The organism is uncultured Winogradskyella sp. (genome assembly GCF_947498345.1).
In the GTDB taxonomy this organism is placed as follows: domain Bacteria; phylum Bacteroidota; class Bacteroidia; order Flavobacteriales; family Flavobacteriaceae; genus Winogradskyella.
In genome coordinates this window covers 330,125-347,523 of record NZ_CANMJY010000001.1, presented here as the reverse complement: position 1 = coordinate 347,523, position 17,399 = coordinate 330,125, and the positions used below count along the sequence as shown (strand labels likewise).

The following is a 17,399-nucleotide window of genomic DNA, read 5'->3' as shown; positions in this document are numbered from 1 at the left end:
TAGTTATCTAAAAATCCGTGCAAATTTACAAATTAATGATTAAATAATTTTCAATTTAGCACATCTTTTTTATTTATAACCATTATAAATAAGTTTAATATTTAAAGGCATAGATTTTGATTATCTTTATGCACAAGTCAACAATTAATGATGGAAAAGAATTTTTACAGCATCTTATTACTTTTATTATTTCCAACGATTATACTCTCTCAAGTTGAAGAAGTAAGTCCTCCCGATTTTATAAAAACCATAAAATTTAAAAGTAATACAACACAAGGACAGTTACCTATTTTAAAACTAGGAGAACCATTGGTATTAGAATTTGATGCTTTAAACGCCAATGAAGAAGACTTTTACTACGTTATTGAGCATTTTAATTTTGATTGGACTCCATCCATTTTAGTAAAGGGCGAATATATAAGAGGCTTAGACAATCAACGTATATTAGAATACTATAACTCTTTTAACACTTATCAGGTCTATTCACATTATAAACTGAAAATTCCCAATATTCAAACCCGAGGCTTATTGAAAAGCGGTAATTACATGATTTCAATTTACGATGAGTATGATGAATTGATGTTTAGTAGAAAATTTATGATTTATGAAGATTTGGTCAATGTAGGTGTACGTGTAAAACGCTCTAGAGATGTAAAAGTCATCGCTGAAAAACAATCCATAGACATGGTTGTTGCTACTAATAGCATAAATTTTAATAATCCATTAGAGACTATTAAAACACTCATTATACAGAATAACAATTTAAATACATCAATTGATAATTTAAAGCCACAATACACTTTAGGTAATGAGCTTATTTACAGGTATGATACCGAATCGGCATTTTGGGGTGGTAATGAATATTTTTGGTTTGAAAACAAAGACGTAAGAACTTCTAATGTTGGTGTTCAGTTTATAGATCTAAAAGATATTTATCAGAGCTATTTATATGCAAATATCCCTAGAACTGGTAGGCCTTACACTTACAATCCTGATCTTAACGGAAACTTTCAAGTTACAGCGGCTGATCGATTAGATACAGATGTTGAAGCTGATTACACTATGGTTCATTTTTCTTTACTCCAAGAGGAGTTAAAAGATAAAGACATCTATGTGTATGGTAATTTTAATGCCTTTGCCATTGAACCTTTAACAAAAATGATTTTCAATTCTGAAAACGGTAATTACGAAGCAAGTTTTCGTCTCAAACAAGGGTTCTACAATTACAAATACGTTGTGGTTGATCGAAAAACCAGAGAACTAGATGAAGGTGCTATAAGTGGTGATTACTGGCAAACCGAAAACAATTACAAGGTATTAGTCTATTATAGAGATTTAGGAGCGCGCTTTGATAAGCTAATTGGTTATGGCGAAGCTTCCTCCGTAGATATTTCTAATTAATACTGTAAGGATTTTTTCCTCTTTAGACTAAATTCTTTTTACCTTTCACATCAAAATTGATTTTACAGGATGCAAAATGATATTGCCTTATTTTCTGAGTTGTGCGACGAGCTTTTTAGAGAAGAACTGAATAAACCAGTTGCTAAACCTATTCCCACTTCAGAATTATATAATAAACTAGATTTATCTTTAAATGCCAACGGAATTGTTGATGAAGACTTAAAGAACACGCTAAAACAGATTATAAAAAGCACACCAAAAACAGCATCCAGATCTTTTTTTAATCAACTATTTGGAGGAAGAATTAGCAAAGCTACACTTGGAGACTTACTAGCTGTTATGCTCAATAATAGCATGTACACATACAAGGTTGCTGGCCCACAAGTGGGTATTGAAAAACAAGTAATAAAGAACATTTGTGCATTGGCTGGTTATTCTGCCAATAGTGATGGTACATTAGCACCTGGTGGGTCAATGAGTAACATGATGGCTCTAATTATGGCTAGAGATTATAAAAACGAATCTATTAGAGCCTTAGGACTTTCATCAAAAATGATATTATATACCTCATCTGCATCTCATTATTCTATTTCAAAAAATGCCGCATTAATTGGTATTGGGAGAGATCAGGTTAGGCAAGTTAATACCAATGATAAAGGTGAAATGCTAATTGAACATTTAGATAAATTAATTGAGAAAGATATCAATAGTGGCTATGAACCTTTCTTTGTTAATGCTACCGCAGGAACAACTGTACTAGGTGCTTTTGATGATATTGAAGCCCTTAGTGAAATTTGCAAAAAGTATAATCTATGGCTTCATGTTGATGGAGCTTATTGTGGAGGAGTAATTTTCAGCAAGACCTACAGACATTTAATAAATGGATTAGAACATTCAGATTCATTCAGTGTCAATGCTCACAAAATGATGGGTACTCCTTTAAGCTGTTCTATTATAGTTACACAACACAAGGCACAATTGCATCATTCATTTTCTAATGAAGCAGATTATTTATACCAAACCGATGGTGATGATTTTAATTTAGGTAAAACTTCTTTACAATGCGGGAGGCGAAATGATGCTCTAAAACTCTGGACTCTATGGAAATCTATCGGCACGCTAGGTATTGAACAAATTGTAGACAAGCAATTTAAAATGGCACAAATTGCAAGAACGTACATAAACCAAAATAAAGATTATACACTGTATAGTTTTGATAACTCTATCTCTGTCTGTTTTAATTATAAAGATATACCTGCAAGTGAACTATGTACAGCACTTTATGAAAACTCGGACCTAATGGTAGGCTTCGGAAAATTTAATAATCAAGAATTCGTTAGAATGGTGACAATAAATAGCTTATTAGAAGAAGAAGATATTCTTGCTTTTTTTGCAACCTTAGAGAGTCATGTTGTCGAAAAAATGTTAAATATGAACGCTTCTTAGCATTAAAATAAGTTATGATTCAAAAATTATGTTATTTTAGCATACTCTTTTCAATTTAAGATTAATGGTACAGCAAGTTACAAGCGGAATCAAAATTTCTGTTGAAACCAATTTTGAAGGTACATTTTATAAAAATTATAAAGTGCACTTCGCTTTTGGCTATAAAGTAACTATTGAAAACCAAAGTAAAGATTCGGTTCAGTTAAATTCACGTCATTGGAAAATTCTTGATGCTCTTAACAACGAAGAAATTGTTGAAGGTGAAGGTGTAATTGGAAAAAAACCTGTTTTAAAACCTGGTGAATCTCACACTTACAACTCAGGTTGCTTATTAACATCACCATTTGGAGCTATGCAAGGACATTATAATATGGTTAACTTTACAAAGGCCAGTAAATTTAAAGTGTATATCCCTTCATTTAAATTAAGTGCTCCATTTGCATTAAATTAAGTTTCGGCATTTCTTATTAAATCAAATCGGTATTGCTCATCATTTTGTTCTATATGAAAGAACAAACAATTTGAATAATGTATAAATTGATATTTAGAGTTAATATCAAATCCTGTTTTATTAATTTTATATATGCCGTTACAATCTAAGTTACCATAAGGTGATATACGTCTAAATCTGTATTCTGAAGTACTCCCTATATTATAAATTTCAAACCAAGCACCTGCAGCTATACCACCAAGCCATTGCGCATGTTCTGCCTTGGTATTATTATGTTTTGGCTGTAGAGTACCAACCAAGCTCGGGCTATAACCTCTTAGTGTATCTAAAAACAAGCGCCTATTTTCTTTACTTACCGTAGACTTAAATTCACTAACCACTCCTTTATCAGAAACCAAATACACAAAATCTTCAGTATCAGCTATCACCACATTACCAATAGTACTTGGAGTAAACCATTTAGAGCCGATTAGTTTCTTTTTTATCCTTGTGTCTATAACTGAGGCAATCAAAGAGTCTGTTACAAAACGAGCACAGTTGCACGCCTCTTTCACAAAAGCTGCATACCTAATAAAATCTTCAGACTGCATCTTATCTATATGTGCCCTTGCTAAATCATAATTTACGGCATTGCAAACCGAAGCATATAAATTACCATCACCATGAGTAAGCTTTGGATGCGTTGCTAAGAATTTAAGAATATCATCCAAATTTTTAATAGCATCATTCTCAACCTTAGCGACTATCGGAAAATTTAATTCAAAATCTGTCTCTCTTCCTCTTACTCTACCATTTGGCGAAGACGTAATATAGCGTCCAAAATCATGATACTCTAAGACACCTGTTGTTTTACTAATTAAAACCAAAGCGGCATGCCCAGCTCTTACATGGTTTTTATTTCCTATGAAAAGAAAGCGTAAAAATATAGAATACCATTCTTCTGCATGCGAAACAATAGTTTCTGGGTATGCAAGAGTTAAAATAAAAGCATCATTTTTAGTCATGACAGCATTCAAAAATTTCAGCCCGCAACTTACAAAAAATTATAGTTGTAATCTTCACACAACTATAACGTTTGAAATATATAATATCTCATAAATATTGTACCTTTGCACTTTCAAAATTCAAACCAAAAAATAAATCATATTATGGGAAAAGGATTCTTTAATGTACCAGTCGCTGTTAACGAACCTGTAAAGTCTTATGCTCCTGGATCACCAGAACGCAAAGCTGTAACAGAAGCCTACAAATCAATGTTTAACAGCAAAATTGAAGTCCCTTTATATATTAATGGAAAAGATGTAAAAACCGGAAATACCAGAACCATGTCTCCTCCGCACGATCATCAACATATTGTTGGCGAATACCATTTGGCAGAACAAAAGCATGTAGATGAAGCTATTGCTACTGCTTTAGAAGCTCGTAAAGCCTGGTCGCAAATGCCTTGGGAACAACGAGCTGGCATCTTTTTAAAAGCTGCTGAGTTAATTGCTGGCCCTTACAGAGCTAAGATTAATGCAGCTACCATGATTGCACAATCAAAAACTATACATCAGGCAGAAATTGATGCCGCTTGTGAGTTTATAGATTTCTTACGTTTCAATGTACAGTTTATGACTGACATTTACATGGAACAGCCAGAAAGTATTAGCGATGCATGGAATCGTGTTGAATATAGACCTCTTGAAGGTTTTACCTATGCTGTAACACCTTTTAACTTTACCGCAATTGCAGGAAACTTACCAGCTTGTATGGCATTAATGGGTAATGTTGTTGTATGGAAACCAAGTGATAGCCAAGTCTATTCTGCTAAAGTTATTATGGACGTTTTCAAAGAAGCTGGTGTTCCAGATGGTGTTATTAATGTTGTTTTTGGAGATCCTGTTATGATTACCAATACTGTAATGGCTAGTCCAGATTTTTCTGGTTTACATTTTACAGGTTCTACATTTATCTTTAAAGAACTTTGGAAACAGATAGGAAACAATATTCACAACTATAAAACATACCCTAGAATTGTAGGTGAAACTGGAGGAAAGGATTTTATCATTGCACACAAATCTGCAAATGCAAAACAGGTGGCAACAGCTATTTCTAGAGGAGCATTTGAATTTCAAGGGCAAAAGTGTAGTGCCGCATCTAGAGCATACATACCTAAAGGGATTTGGGAAGATGTCAAAAAACACCTTATTGAAGATATAAAGTCTTTTAAAATGGGATCACCAGAAGATATGAGCAACTTTATAACTGCAGTAATCCATGAAGGATCATTTGATAAATTAGCTAAATATATTGATGGTGCAAAAGCAGATAGTGATTCAGATATTATCGCTGGTGGTAATTACGATAAGTCTAAAGGCTACTTTATTGAACCTACTGTAATTGTAACATCAAATCCAAAGTATACTACAATGTGTACTGAATTGTTTGGACCTGTAATCACCATTTATGTTTACGAAGATGATGCTTATGCCGAAACTCTAAAGTTAGTTGACCAAACCAGTAAATATGCTTTAACCGGAGCCATATTATCTACTGATAGATATGCCATCGAAGAGGCTACAAAAGCCTTACAAAATGCTGCGGGTAATTTCTATATTAATGACAAACCAACAGGTGCAGTCGTTGGTCAACAACCATTTGGTGGTGCCAGAGCCTCAGGGACTAATGATAAAGCTGGTAGTGCCCAAAACTTATTGCGTTGGGTCTCACCTAGATTAATAAAAGAAACATTTGTAACTCCAACAGATTACAGATATCCTTTTTTAGGTTAATTTTTATTAATATACTGAAAAACAAATCCTTAGAAGTGATCTTCACTTTTAAGGATTTTTTTTGCTTTTAATAGAAATGGTATCAAAAAAGTTAAATTAAAGTGCTAAACTTCGTATCTTTTCAGTCATATTAACGTAATCATATCTTTCTATGAAAAAACATTACTTTCTAATTTTATTGTTTTTACCCTGTATAATAGTAGCGCAAACCTCATTTACTTCAGGTATTACGCCAGATTTATCAGCTTACGGTGAGGCAACCAATTATCCTGGTGAGGGTGAATATGAAATATTTTTAGGCGCAGATGGCGTTTTAAATAAACCTATCATTTTGGTAGATGGTTTTGATCCAGCCGACTCAAGAGATATTCCTGGTTTATACAGTCTATTAGATTTTGCAGGTACTTCGGGCACTCAGAATTTAGCAGATTTAGTTAGAGCTGAGGATTTTGATGTTGTTATTTTAAACTTTCCTGTTTATGTTAGAACTGCGGATGGTGCAACTATTGATGGCGGTACAGATTTTATAGAACGTAACGCTATGTTACTGATTGAGCTTTTAGACATTATCAATACAGCTAAAGCAGCAAATAGTCCAGAACAGAATGTAATTATTGGTCCAAGTATGGGAGGATTAATATCGCGCTATGCCTTAAACTACATGGAAGCAAACACCTTAGATGCAGATACAAGATTATATATATCTTTTGATTCTCCACATCATGGTGCTAATGTTCCTATTGGCTTACAGCATCAGTTGAATTTTTTAGCTAATAATGACACACAACCAATCGCCGAAGTAGAACCACTTATTGATTCCTTCTTAAAATCACCTGCCGCAAGACAACTTTTAGTGGATCATTTTGAAGCACACCTTCAGCCAGGTAGTGATGTTGACTTTGATGCGACACTAACCTTACCACAATCACATCCTTTCAGAATACAATTTGAAAGTAACATTAATAGTTTTAATTCCTCTGGTTTTCCTGAAAACACAAGAAATGTAGCTATTATAAATGGAAGTGGTATAAATAGTTCTTATTTTGCTATGGGTACTAGTGGTCCTACGGTAACTAATGGTTACACAGTTATTGATGATAGTTTTAGCGTGCCTGCTGGCCCATTTACTGCAGTTGTTGACGTTGATATTAATTTTACACCAGCAGCTGGAGTGACATCTTTAGTCAGCGCTATTTCTATATCAGTTTTTAGTGTAGAAGTTGCGGGCTCTGAAGCTGATAGTGAAGCATTCCCTTTCTCTGACGGCATAGATTCTGCACCTGGTGGATTATTTGATTTGGCAGCATTGACTGGCGATATTGCTTCAGGTGGAGGTACTGCGGCAGACTTTTTAAATGCATTACAGATAGATAAGTTTAGTTTTATTCCTTCTGTAAGCGCTTTAGCTTTAGAAATTACTGATGATGAAATTGATTGGCACCACGGTATAGATTTAGCAGGTAGAGCAACAACAAATATAACACCGTTTGATAACACATTTTTACCAGACGATAATGAACCACACGTACAATTAACAGAAGACAATGTTGCTTTTGCTTTAACAGAGATATTAACTCCACCTCTTAGTACAATTGATGTCAATGCGTATACATTTAAACTTGAAAAAAATCCTGTAAACAATGAATTAATATTACTTTCTAGTATAACAAATACTAATGCAAATATTAGTATTGCAGATGTCACAGGGAAAATGATTTTTAAAACTACAATCATGTTAAGTAACAAAACATCTATTCCAGTAGATTTAGCTTCTGGTTTTTATATTTTAAATATTACTGGCACTGACAACTCTGTCTTTACAACTAAATTTTTAGTCAACAAATAATACATATAATTAAAAAAACCTGAGTTAAATAACTCAGGTTTTTAAATTAAGTAGACTTTATCACTACTATTGATAAGGTTTATCTTCTTCAATATGAGCATATTGCGAATTTTTAGCTTCATTATTAGAATCAACAACCATAGCAACAACACTTAAATTATCCCTTACATACTCTGATGGAAGATTAATTGTAAATGATGTTATATACTCGTTTAAGGCTTCAGTACTAGGTATAGTATCTCCTAAAAGGCTAGATAATGATTTTCTTAAAACTTCATTATGTTCAAAATCCGGGATAGGATCACCCATATTATAGAATGGACTTGTAGTATCTTGATTGTAGTAATTTACTTGTCCATAAATAATACCGTTTTCAATCAAATAAACTACTAACTTATCTCCTTGAACAGATCCTTCCTCATATACAACATTAACTTGCACTAACAATTCGTTACCTGTCAATTCTGAGTTTAATGCTATAGACAAGTTAGTATCTAATCCAGCCATACTAGTAACATCAGAAATAGGGTGAGGCATCGGCCAATTATTAGATCTATTAACTCGTGCTGCAGGGAAGCCTTCAACACCAAATATATCTTTTAATAATTGTACCTGATCAAAATGCATTGGATCTGGAAAACTATTCGCTGTTTCATGAATAGCAACAACAGTAATATCGTCAGTTATTTCGTGTAAGTCTGAAATTGCTCCAGCTACTCTAGGGCAAAACCCACACCAAGTTCCAGTATAATCCTCAATAACAACTTTACGCTTAGGTATTATAACACTAAAAGGTTCTGTATTTGTAGTTATCTCTACTCCATCTTCCATATATACACCATAAACTTCGAATTCACCTATAGTACTCGAAGAAAATATTGAGCCATCAATAGGCTCTCCATCAACATAAAACGTTGCTAATGCAGTTACATCTACACCTGCTTCATTGATAATTTTAAATGGAATCTCTTGGTTTCTTAATGATGCTTTTCTTACCAATTTATCTACTGTGATTTCAGCAGTAGGTGTTGTCAAAGGCACATTCTCTTCAGTTTTACTACAAGAAAAGCTAAGCACCAATAAAAGTAACAAAGCAATATTTGGTATTCTTTTTGTTATCATAGCAGTGTAATTATTTTTTTGCTAAAATAATTAATTTTTACAACTGCTGTGCATTTGTGAAAAATTTAACTAATATTGTGAACCTATTTACAAAAATTTATTATGAAAAATTTACTATTCACACTATGTTTAGGACTTTACTGTCTTTCTAGCTTAGCACAAAACGATCTCCCAAGTATAGATTTAAAAACCTTAGATGGCAAAGCTATTGCTATTGAGGATGCAACAAATAAAGACGGTATTACTATAATTTCATTATGGGCAACATGGTGCGTACCTTGCCTTAAAGAATTAGATGCAATCAATGATATCTATGAAGAATGGCAAGAAGAGACTAATGTAAAATTAATTGCTGTTTCGGTTGACGATAGCAGAACTGTTAAGCGTGTAAAATCCATGGTTAATGGAAAAGATTGGGACTATACAATTCTATTAGATACCAATAACGATTTAAAACGTGCTCTTAATGCTTCAAGTATTCCATTAACAGTTCTAGTTAAAGACAATAAAATTGTATATGAGCATTCTGGTTATAGTCCTGGTGCTGAAATGGAATTATACAAAAAAATTAAAGAGCTTAGTAAATAAATCAACTTCTCTCTTATTAATTACTACTAACGACTAACTAAATCAATATGAAAAAATTAATTTTTCTAACCCTTCTATTGTATAATTTTCAATTTAGCAATGCTCAGGAAACAGGTTATTTTTATGGAGGATTAGAATCTAATTCGCAATGGCTTCAAACAGATGAAGGCATAAATTTCTTAGCACCCGAGGATCAGTTTAGAGCCAACAACTATGTTCTACTTAATTACAATCTAGGAAAATTCACAGCAGGTATGCAGTTTGAGTCTTATCTACCCTCTGCGTTATTGGGTTACGACCCAATTTTTGATGGCCAAAATGGAATTGCAACCTATTATGTAAATTATAAAGACGAGAAATTAGATATTACTGGTGGTTATTTCTATGAACAGTTTGGTAGTGGATTAATATTACGGTCCTGGGAAGACCGTCAATTAGGTTTAAATAATGCTATAAAAGGTTTAAACATAAAAGTTAACCTAACAGAAGATATTGATCTCAAAGCTGTTTTTGGCAGGCAACGTTATGGTTTTGAAGAATCAGAAGGTACAATTCAAGGACTAGATGCCGAGATAAATCTTAGTAATGCCCTAAAGATAGATAAAGTAGATATACAGATGGGCTTAAGTTATGTTGGTCGCAATCAAGACACAAATGGTGTTGAAGCAATCCCCACTAATGTTGGTGCTTATGGAGGACGATTAGATTTCATAATTGGAGATTTTTACGCAGGTGCTGAAGCTATTATTAAAGACCCTGATGTTATTGCAAATGAAGGCGTGATTTCTTCAAATAAATTATACGATGGTACTGCATTACAAGTAAATGCTGGTTATGCTAAAAAAGGTATTGGAGTAAACGCTACATTTAGAAGATTAGAAAACTTTAGTTTTTTCTCAGACCGATTAGCAGAAGGAAACATCTTTAACCAACAAGTGATTAATTATGTACCCGGACTCACCAAACAACAAGATTACTTACTAACAAACATCTATGTTTATAACCCTCAACCTAGATTAATCATTGAGTCTTTTGATCAACGTGCAGGTGAAGTTGGTGGACAGATAGATTTCTTCTATACTTTCAAGAAAGGTACAGGTCTAGGTGGTAAATATGGCACTAAGTTATCGGCAAACTTTTCATATTGGGGTGGCTTAGATGCTGAGTATAATATTGAAAATAGATGGTACAAAGCGAAGTTTATAGGACAAGGTCGTCAATTGTTTAGAGATTTTAATCTTGAAGTTAAGAAAAAATGGTCTAAAAAATGGAACTCTGCCTTTACGTTTCAAAATGTAATTATTGACAAAGGTATTGTAGAAGGTGGACCATTGGGCAATACAACTTTCACTTCTAACATTGCTGTTATTGAAGCTACGCGAAGATTTGAAGATGGCAAAGCTGCTCGATTTGTTGCTCAGCATTTATGGAGTGAAGATGACAGAAAAAATTGGGCTGCCGCTGTTATAGAGTATAACTTCTCAACTAGTCTTGCGGTATATGCTGCAGACAATTGGAATTATGAAGGCTTCAATGAAATACATTACTACAGTATAGGTGGTAGTTATAGTAAAGGTAATACAAGATTGGGCCTTAACTATGGAAGACAACGTGGTGGATTAATTTGTATTGGTGGTGTTTGTCGATTTGTACCAGAAAATACAGGTTTGAGTGCCAATTTAACCGTGGCTTTTTAAGTTTATCCGATAAAAATGTATTTGAACGGTATTTATCTCTAAATACCGTTTTTTTTTTTGCAATTAATTATCTTCAAGCACTTTTAAGAAAATATTAACTAATCAATTAAAAAGCATGATTAAAAAAATTACTCTATTACTAACGCTAAGTTTCTTTTGTACGCAATTTGCTACAGCACAAACTTACTTTTCTGATGATTTCTCATCAGGAAATTTAGACAGTTGGACATTAACAGATTCTGATGGTGATGGCAATAATTGGTATAATGCCGATTTAGATGACGGCGTACAAGAAGAGCACGCTACATCTGCTTCGTGGATACCTACACCACCAGCTGGTGAAGTTTTATTCCCAGATAATTGGATGGTATCACCAGCCATAGATTTAACTAGTGCAACAGGAAATGTTTTTTTAGAATGGAAAGCTTATGCACAAGATCAAGATTGGGCTAATGAAAATTATACGGTTTATGTCGCTACAGCATCTGATATAGCAACACTTGGTGCTTCGTCAACTTCATTTAATGAAATTATTGGCCCATCTGCAGGGTACGTTAGTAGAAACATTGACGTCACCTCTTTTGTAGGCCAAACAATTTATGTTGCTTTTAGACACCATAATGTTAGTGATCAATTTAGACTTAACATTGATGACGTAGTCGTAAGAACTTTTAATGACGACGATGTTGCTCTAGCTGATGTTAATTTACCAAGATATGGTCTTGTAAACACGGATTACACTTTAGAAATGGTTGTAACTAACATGGGTGGAAATACAATAACATCTTTGGAGGCCGTTTGGAATGACGGCACTACAACTAATACGGCTACAATACCAGTTAATATTGCTGGTGGTGCGACTGTAAATGTAGATCACCCAGATTTGGTTAACTATTCATCTGCTGTTGGCAATACTATAACAGTAACAATTACCGCCATTAATGGTGGTGCAGATAACAATCCTGCAGACAACTCATTAATGATTCCTTTTAATACCATGACACAATCTGGTACTAAGGCCGTTCTTATTGAAGAATCTACTGGTACATGGTGTGGGTGGTGCCCAAGAGGAACCGTTGGTTTAGATTACATGTCTTCAACGTATCCAAACACCGTAGTTGCTATAGCTGTACATAATGGCGATCCAATGACAGTTGCCGAATATGACACTGCCTTAGTCAATGTTATTGGTACAGGTTGGCCTAATTCTGGTGTTGACAGAAAACTAGTTGGTGTCGATCCAGGTCAAGCTTCATTACAAGGAGCATATAATACTCAAATAAATGAAGTAGTACCTTTAAATTTGTCTGCTAGTGCTTCTCAAGTTGGAAATAACCTTACAATTTCTGCTAAAGCTAATTTTTTCACCAACTTCTCTAATGCTAATCTTAGATTAGGTGTAATAATTACTGAAGATGGTGTTACAGGGACATCTAATGGCTACGCTCATGTAAATTATTATTCTGGTGGTGCTAACGGCCCTATGGGAGGTTACGAAAGTTTACCAGATCCTGTACCAGCTTCACAAATGGTTTACAACCACGTAGGAAGAGCTCTATTAGGTGGGTTTAACGGACAGGCAGGCTCTATACCAACCGTTATAAATGCAGGTGATACTGTATCTTATGACTTTAACTATACAATACCTTCAACAAGTGATCAGGATAATATGCATATTGTTGTGGTTGTAATTGACCCTAATGATGGTAGTATCGTAAGTGCTGCCCAAAGTTCTGTAACACAAGCATTAAGTGTTGAAGAAGTATCTGGGATTGACTCTATAAAGATTTATCCTAATCCAGCAAAAGACTTAATTAATGTTGCTTTTGATGCTAGTAATGGTGATTACAAAATTACTGTTACTGATATGTTAGGAAGAACAGTAATCAATAAATCTTATGAAGGCTTATTTGGTAATCAAAACATAGAGCTACCTGTAAATCAACTAAATGCCGGTCATTACATTATGAATATTAATGATGGTAGTGCGTCTTACAGTACTAAATTTATTGTAAACAAGTAATTTTATTACAAAAAACACATTAAGGGAAGTTTCTAAAATAGGCTTCCCTTTTTCATATTGTTTTAAAAAGCCTATCTTTGAATAAGTTTATAGATTATTTTTTAAAATAAAACCCAATTCGATAAAACATATAGACTATGAAAAAAACATTACTCTTTTTTTGCTTTTCTTTTTTCTTATTTGTGTCTCATGCACAATTTGAAGTAAAAGATAAAAGTGACGACAGTGTCGTAACTGATGGACAAACTATAGCTTTTTCTGAAGCAGGTTGTGGTTTTAATGATCCATGTAATTGGAAATTTAGTGTTACTAATACCTCATCTGAGGCTATATACATGAGAATTTTCGTAGATAATCTTACAAATACTGATGGTTCTAATTTTCAATTATGTTTTGCAGGTGTTTGTTTAAATAGTGTAGCTTTAAACAGTGGATATCCAAACACTGCAGCAATGATACCATCTGGTGCAACCAATAGTATTGGTAATAATTTTTGGAATCAAAACCCATCAACTACAACAACAGCTATGAGCTGGACTTTTAGATTTCAGGCTTTTGATGCAGGTGGAGTTGAAATTGGCACACCTTTAAGTGTAACATACAATTTTGACCCAAATTTAAGTATTGAAGACGAAGAAGAATTTACCTCTTTAGAAGTATTCCCTACTCAAGTAAAAGATGTACTTAATGTATCATCTAGTCAAAAATTAACAGCTGAGTTTTACGATATACTTGGTAAAAAAGTTAAGAACGTTAAAGTTGATTTAGGTGAATCAAAAATTAATGTATCTGATTTATCTCCTCAACTTTATATCATTCGCTTTAGAAATGATGCTGGTAAGACTTTAATCAAAAAAATCGTAGTGGAGTAACATCTACTTTACATGATAAAAAAACCGTTTGAAAAATTTCAAACGGTTTTTTTATCACCTAATTTTTATACTTAAGTGGTAAATAAATTACTTTCTTGGTTTTAAAAAAGTCTTCATCAAAATAATCAGAAAGTAAGTAAGCTTTAACATTAGAATATTGTTTAAGCTCCTCAGTTAAATCACCACCCTTAAGGTAAAGAATTCCGTTTCTGAGTTCATTTTGTTGCCTTTTAGCAATTTTGCCTTTTATCCATTTTGTAAATTCTGGCATCGCAGTAACAGCTCTACTAACTATAAAATCGCAGGTATCATCTATGGCTTCTACTCTACTATGTGTGGTTTTAACATTGTTTAATTCTATAGCTTCACAAACAGCATTAATAACTTTTAGTTTTTTATTGATACTATCTACTAAATGAAACTTGCAGTTTGGAAACATAATTGCCAAAGGCACACCAGGAAACCCACCTCCAGTACCTACGTCTAAAATTGAAGAGCCATCAGTAAATTTAATTACCTGAGCAATCCCCAAAGAATGAAGCACATGCCTTAAGTATAACTCATCAATATCTTTACGAGAAACTACATTTATCTTAGAGTTCCAATCTCTATACAAAGCTTCTAAAGCTTCGAATTGTTTAATTTGATTTTGGGATAAATCCGGAAAATATTTTAGAATTAAATCCATCTATTATAATTTTTTCAAAAATACATTATTTTAATGTGGATAAATTAACGTTATCATATAATGCTTCATTTTAATTATTAAGTATATTTGCCTCGTTATACTGTATTAAATCCTCATACGTTATAACATAAAAATTGAATATATGGTACAACAAACCTTATCCTTCTCAAGAGCTGACTCAGCAAAGTTTTTTAGAACATTAAACAAACGCGTCAACAATTATTTTAAGGAAAACAATATTAAACGTACAGGGAATTGGCAACTTTGGGTAAAAACCATTGTAATGTTTGCCTTGTTTTTAACACCTTATTTTTTATTGTTAACATTAAATATTCCTACTTGGGCTCAAATTCTTTTAACCATAGTTATGGGAATTGGTATGGCAGGTGTTGGTATGAATGTTATGCACGATGGTAATCATGGATCATTCTCCAATAAGGAATGGATTAATCGTTTAATGGGAAGTAGCATATACATATTAGCAGGAAACGTCTATAATTGGAAAGTACAACACAATGTACTTCATCATACTTATACTAATATTCACGGTCATGATGAGGATTTGGAAGCTGGAAGAATATTACGTTTTTCTAAACATGCAGAGTGGCATAAACATCATAAATTTCAGCATTACTATTCTATATTGCTTTATGGTCTGCTGACCATCAATTGGGCTATTACTACAGATTTTCAGCAGATGAAACGTTATATGAAGCGTAAATTATCTTATGGAAAACTACCAAACCCAGTAATAAACTGGAGCAAATTGGTCATTTCTAAGATATTATATGTTTCTATGTGGATTGTATTACCTATAGTCTTAACCGATTTGGCGTGGTATGAGGTTTTAATTGGCTTCTTAATTATGCATTATGTAGCAGGTCTTATATTAAGTGTTGTTTTTCAATTAGCACATGTTATGGACGAAGCAGAAATGCACTTACCTGCTAAAGACGGTACTATGAAGAATACATGGGCTATTCATCAGTTAAAAACAACCGTTAATTTTGGAGCTAAAAACTGGTTGGTAAATTGGTACACTGGTGGTTTAAATCATCAGGTGGAACATCATATTTTTCCGCATATAAGTCATATCCATTATGGAAAAATTGCAAAAATCGTTAAGGATACTGCTAAAGAATTTAATTTACCTTACAAAGAGTACGAAACCACAAGAAAAGCGATAGCTGCACATTTCAGATTTTTAAAAGAAATGGGAATGCGACCAGCTATGCAAGCATAATTCTATTATTATATACCTCATGAACCAACTTTCGGATAGAATTAATAATCTATCGACTTCAGCTACATTAGCTATGGCTGCTAAAGCTAGAGAATTACGTGCAGAAGGCAAAGACATTATTGGACTAAGCTTAGGCGAACCCGACTTTAATACTCCAGATTTTGTTAAAGAAGCTGCTATTGAAGCTATAAATCAAAACTATAATAGCTACACTCCCGTTGATGGTTATGTGGATTTAAAAGATGCTATTATTACTAAGTTTAAACGCGATAATGACCTAAGCTATTCTAGACAAAATATCGTAGTCTCTACAGGAGCAAAACAAGCCTTATTTAATATAGCATCTGTAATGCTAAACATTGGAGATGAAGTTATTTTACCATGCCCTTATTGGGTAAGTTACAGTGACATAGTTAAGCTTAATGGAGGTATTCCTGTAGAAGTGAAAACAGACATTACGAATGACTTTAAAATGACAGCAGAGCAACTTGAAGCTGCTATAACACCAAAAACCAAAATGATTTGGTACAGCTCGCCTTGTAATCCTAGTGGTTCTGTTTATAGTAAAGATGAATTAAGAGCTATTGCAGATGTTTTGCAAAAATACCCAAACATATATGTAGTCTCTGATGAAATCTATGAACATATTAATTTTATTGGCGGCCATTATAGTATGGCGCAATTTGATGATATGTTTGACAGAACCATTACGGTAAACGGAGTCTCAAAAGCATTTGCTATGACAGGTTGGAGAATTGGGTATATTGGAGCACCAGACAAAATAGCCAGAGCTTGTAATAAAATGCAAGGTCAAGTTACAAGTGGTGCCAATTGTATTGGGCAACGCGCAGTAATAACCGCATTAGAAGCAGACCCTTCTCGCATTCAGTATATGGTTGATGAGTTTAAAGTGCGTCGCAAACTTATATTAGGTTTGCTTGAGGAAGTTGAAGGCTTTAAAGCCAATGAACCCGAAGGGGCTTTCTACGTATTCCCAGATGTATCTGCTTATTTTGGAAAAACCATAAAAGGAAAAACTATTACTAATGCTTCTGACATGGCTTTATTTTTATTAGAAGAAGCGAATGTAGCTACAGTAACAGGTGAAGCTTTTGGTGATCCTAATTGCATACGAATTTCTTATGCAGCTTCACAAGATCATATTAAAGAAGCTATTAAAAGGATAAAAAATACGTTATGTTAATTAACACATCAATCGTCTTTTTTAAAAGAAAAGCTCTGCCGTAA

14 protein-coding genes are annotated in these 17,399 nt (G+C 33.5%); 11 read left to right on the top strand and 3 right to left on the bottom strand.

The window, feature by feature from the left end; genetic code table 11:
• Positions 1-150: 150 nt before the first annotated feature.
• From Q0912_RS01505 to apaG, 3 genes are all read left to right on the top strand, one after another.
• Entirely contained in the window at positions 151-1,401 is a 1,251-nt protein-coding gene (locus Q0912_RS01505) for a DUF5103 domain-containing protein (RefSeq protein WP_299111249.1), read from the top strand.
• 69 nt (positions 1,402-1,470) lie between these two features.
• A complete protein-coding gene (locus Q0912_RS01500) occupies positions 1,471-2,847 on the top strand; it encodes an aminotransferase class V-fold PLP-dependent enzyme (protein WP_299111247.1) in 1,377 nt (458 codons plus the stop codon).
• A gap of 64 nt (positions 2,848-2,911) precedes the next feature.
• Positions 2,912-3,298, top strand: a complete 387-nt coding sequence (gene apaG, locus Q0912_RS01495) for a Co2+/Mg2+ efflux protein ApaG (protein WP_299111245.1) — start codon at positions 2,912-2,914, stop codon at positions 3,296-3,298.
• Here apaG and Q0912_RS01490 read toward each other — a convergent pair.
• The gene (locus Q0912_RS01490) at positions 3,295-4,302 is read right to left on the bottom strand and encodes a DUF6695 family protein (protein ID WP_299111242.1); all 1,008 of its coding nucleotides are present in this window, start codon (positions 4,300-4,302) and stop codon (positions 3,295-3,297) included. The two genes, apaG and Q0912_RS01490, sit on opposite strands and share 4 nt — an antisense overlap.
• Before the next feature lie 144 nt (positions 4,303-4,446).
• Between Q0912_RS01490 and pruA the strand changes: the two genes are divergently transcribed.
• Positions 4,447-6,072: an L-glutamate gamma-semialdehyde dehydrogenase gene (gene pruA, locus Q0912_RS01485; RefSeq protein WP_299111240.1), complete on the top strand. Its 1,626-nt coding sequence runs from the start codon at positions 4,447-4,449 to the stop codon at positions 6,070-6,072.
• Between the two features lie 151 nt (positions 6,073-6,223).
• Positions 6,224-7,918 (top strand): T9SS type A sorting domain-containing protein, encoded by a 1,695-nt coding sequence (locus Q0912_RS01480; protein ID WP_299111238.1) that lies wholly within the window; start codon positions 6,224-6,226, stop codon positions 7,916-7,918.
• Between the two features lie 66 nt (positions 7,919-7,984).
• Here Q0912_RS01480 and Q0912_RS01475 read toward each other — a convergent pair whose 3' ends face one another.
• Entirely contained in the window at positions 7,985-9,040 is a 1,056-nt protein-coding gene (locus tag Q0912_RS01475) for an Omp28-related outer membrane protein (RefSeq protein WP_299111235.1), read from the bottom strand.
• Between the two features lie 102 nt (positions 9,041-9,142).
• Here Q0912_RS01475 and Q0912_RS01470 point away from each other — a divergent pair, with 102 nt between their 5' ends.
• The 4 genes from Q0912_RS01470 to Q0912_RS01455 all read left to right on the top strand — a co-directional run bounded on the left by Q0912_RS01470 (position 9,143) and on the right by Q0912_RS01455 (position 14,220).
• Positions 9,143-9,628 carry a TlpA disulfide reductase family protein gene (locus Q0912_RS01470; RefSeq protein WP_299111232.1) on the top strand — a complete coding sequence of 162 codons (486 nt, stop codon included), beginning with the start codon at positions 9,143-9,145 and terminating at the stop codon, positions 9,626-9,628.
• A gap of 47 nt (positions 9,629-9,675) precedes the next feature.
• Positions 9,676-11,325: a DUF6029 family protein gene (locus Q0912_RS01465; RefSeq protein WP_299111229.1), complete on the top strand. Its 1,650-nt coding sequence runs from the start codon at positions 9,676-9,678 to the stop codon at positions 11,323-11,325.
• 115 nt (positions 11,326-11,440) lie between these two features.
• Complete coding sequence (locus tag Q0912_RS01460) at positions 11,441-13,348, top strand: Omp28-related outer membrane protein (protein ID WP_299111227.1); 1,908 nt, start codon at positions 11,441-11,443, stop codon at positions 13,346-13,348.
• A gap of 137 nt (positions 13,349-13,485) precedes the next feature.
• Complete coding sequence (locus tag Q0912_RS01455) at positions 13,486-14,220, top strand: T9SS type A sorting domain-containing protein (RefSeq protein ID WP_299111224.1); 735 nt, start codon at positions 13,486-13,488, stop codon at positions 14,218-14,220.
• Positions 14,221-14,278: 58 nt separating this feature from the next.
• Here the strand turns inward: Q0912_RS01455 and rsmG are convergent, their stop codons facing one another.
• A complete protein-coding gene (rsmG, locus tag Q0912_RS01450) occupies positions 14,279-14,908 on the bottom strand; it encodes a 16S rRNA (guanine(527)-N(7))-methyltransferase RsmG (protein WP_299111222.1) in 630 nt (209 codons plus the stop codon).
• A gap of 142 nt (positions 14,909-15,050) precedes the next feature.
• On the opposite strand from rsmG, the gene Q0912_RS01445 reads away from it, so the two are divergent.
• Positions 15,051-16,151 (top strand): acyl-CoA desaturase, encoded by a 1,101-nt coding sequence (locus Q0912_RS01445; protein ID WP_299111220.1) that lies wholly within the window; start codon positions 15,051-15,053, stop codon positions 16,149-16,151.
• A gap of 19 nt (positions 16,152-16,170) precedes the next feature.
• Positions 16,171-17,355: a pyridoxal phosphate-dependent aminotransferase gene (locus tag Q0912_RS01440; RefSeq protein WP_299111218.1), complete on the top strand. Its 1,185-nt coding sequence runs from the start codon at positions 16,171-16,173 to the stop codon at positions 17,353-17,355.
• The last annotated feature ends 44 nt before the right edge of the window (positions 17,356-17,399 follow it).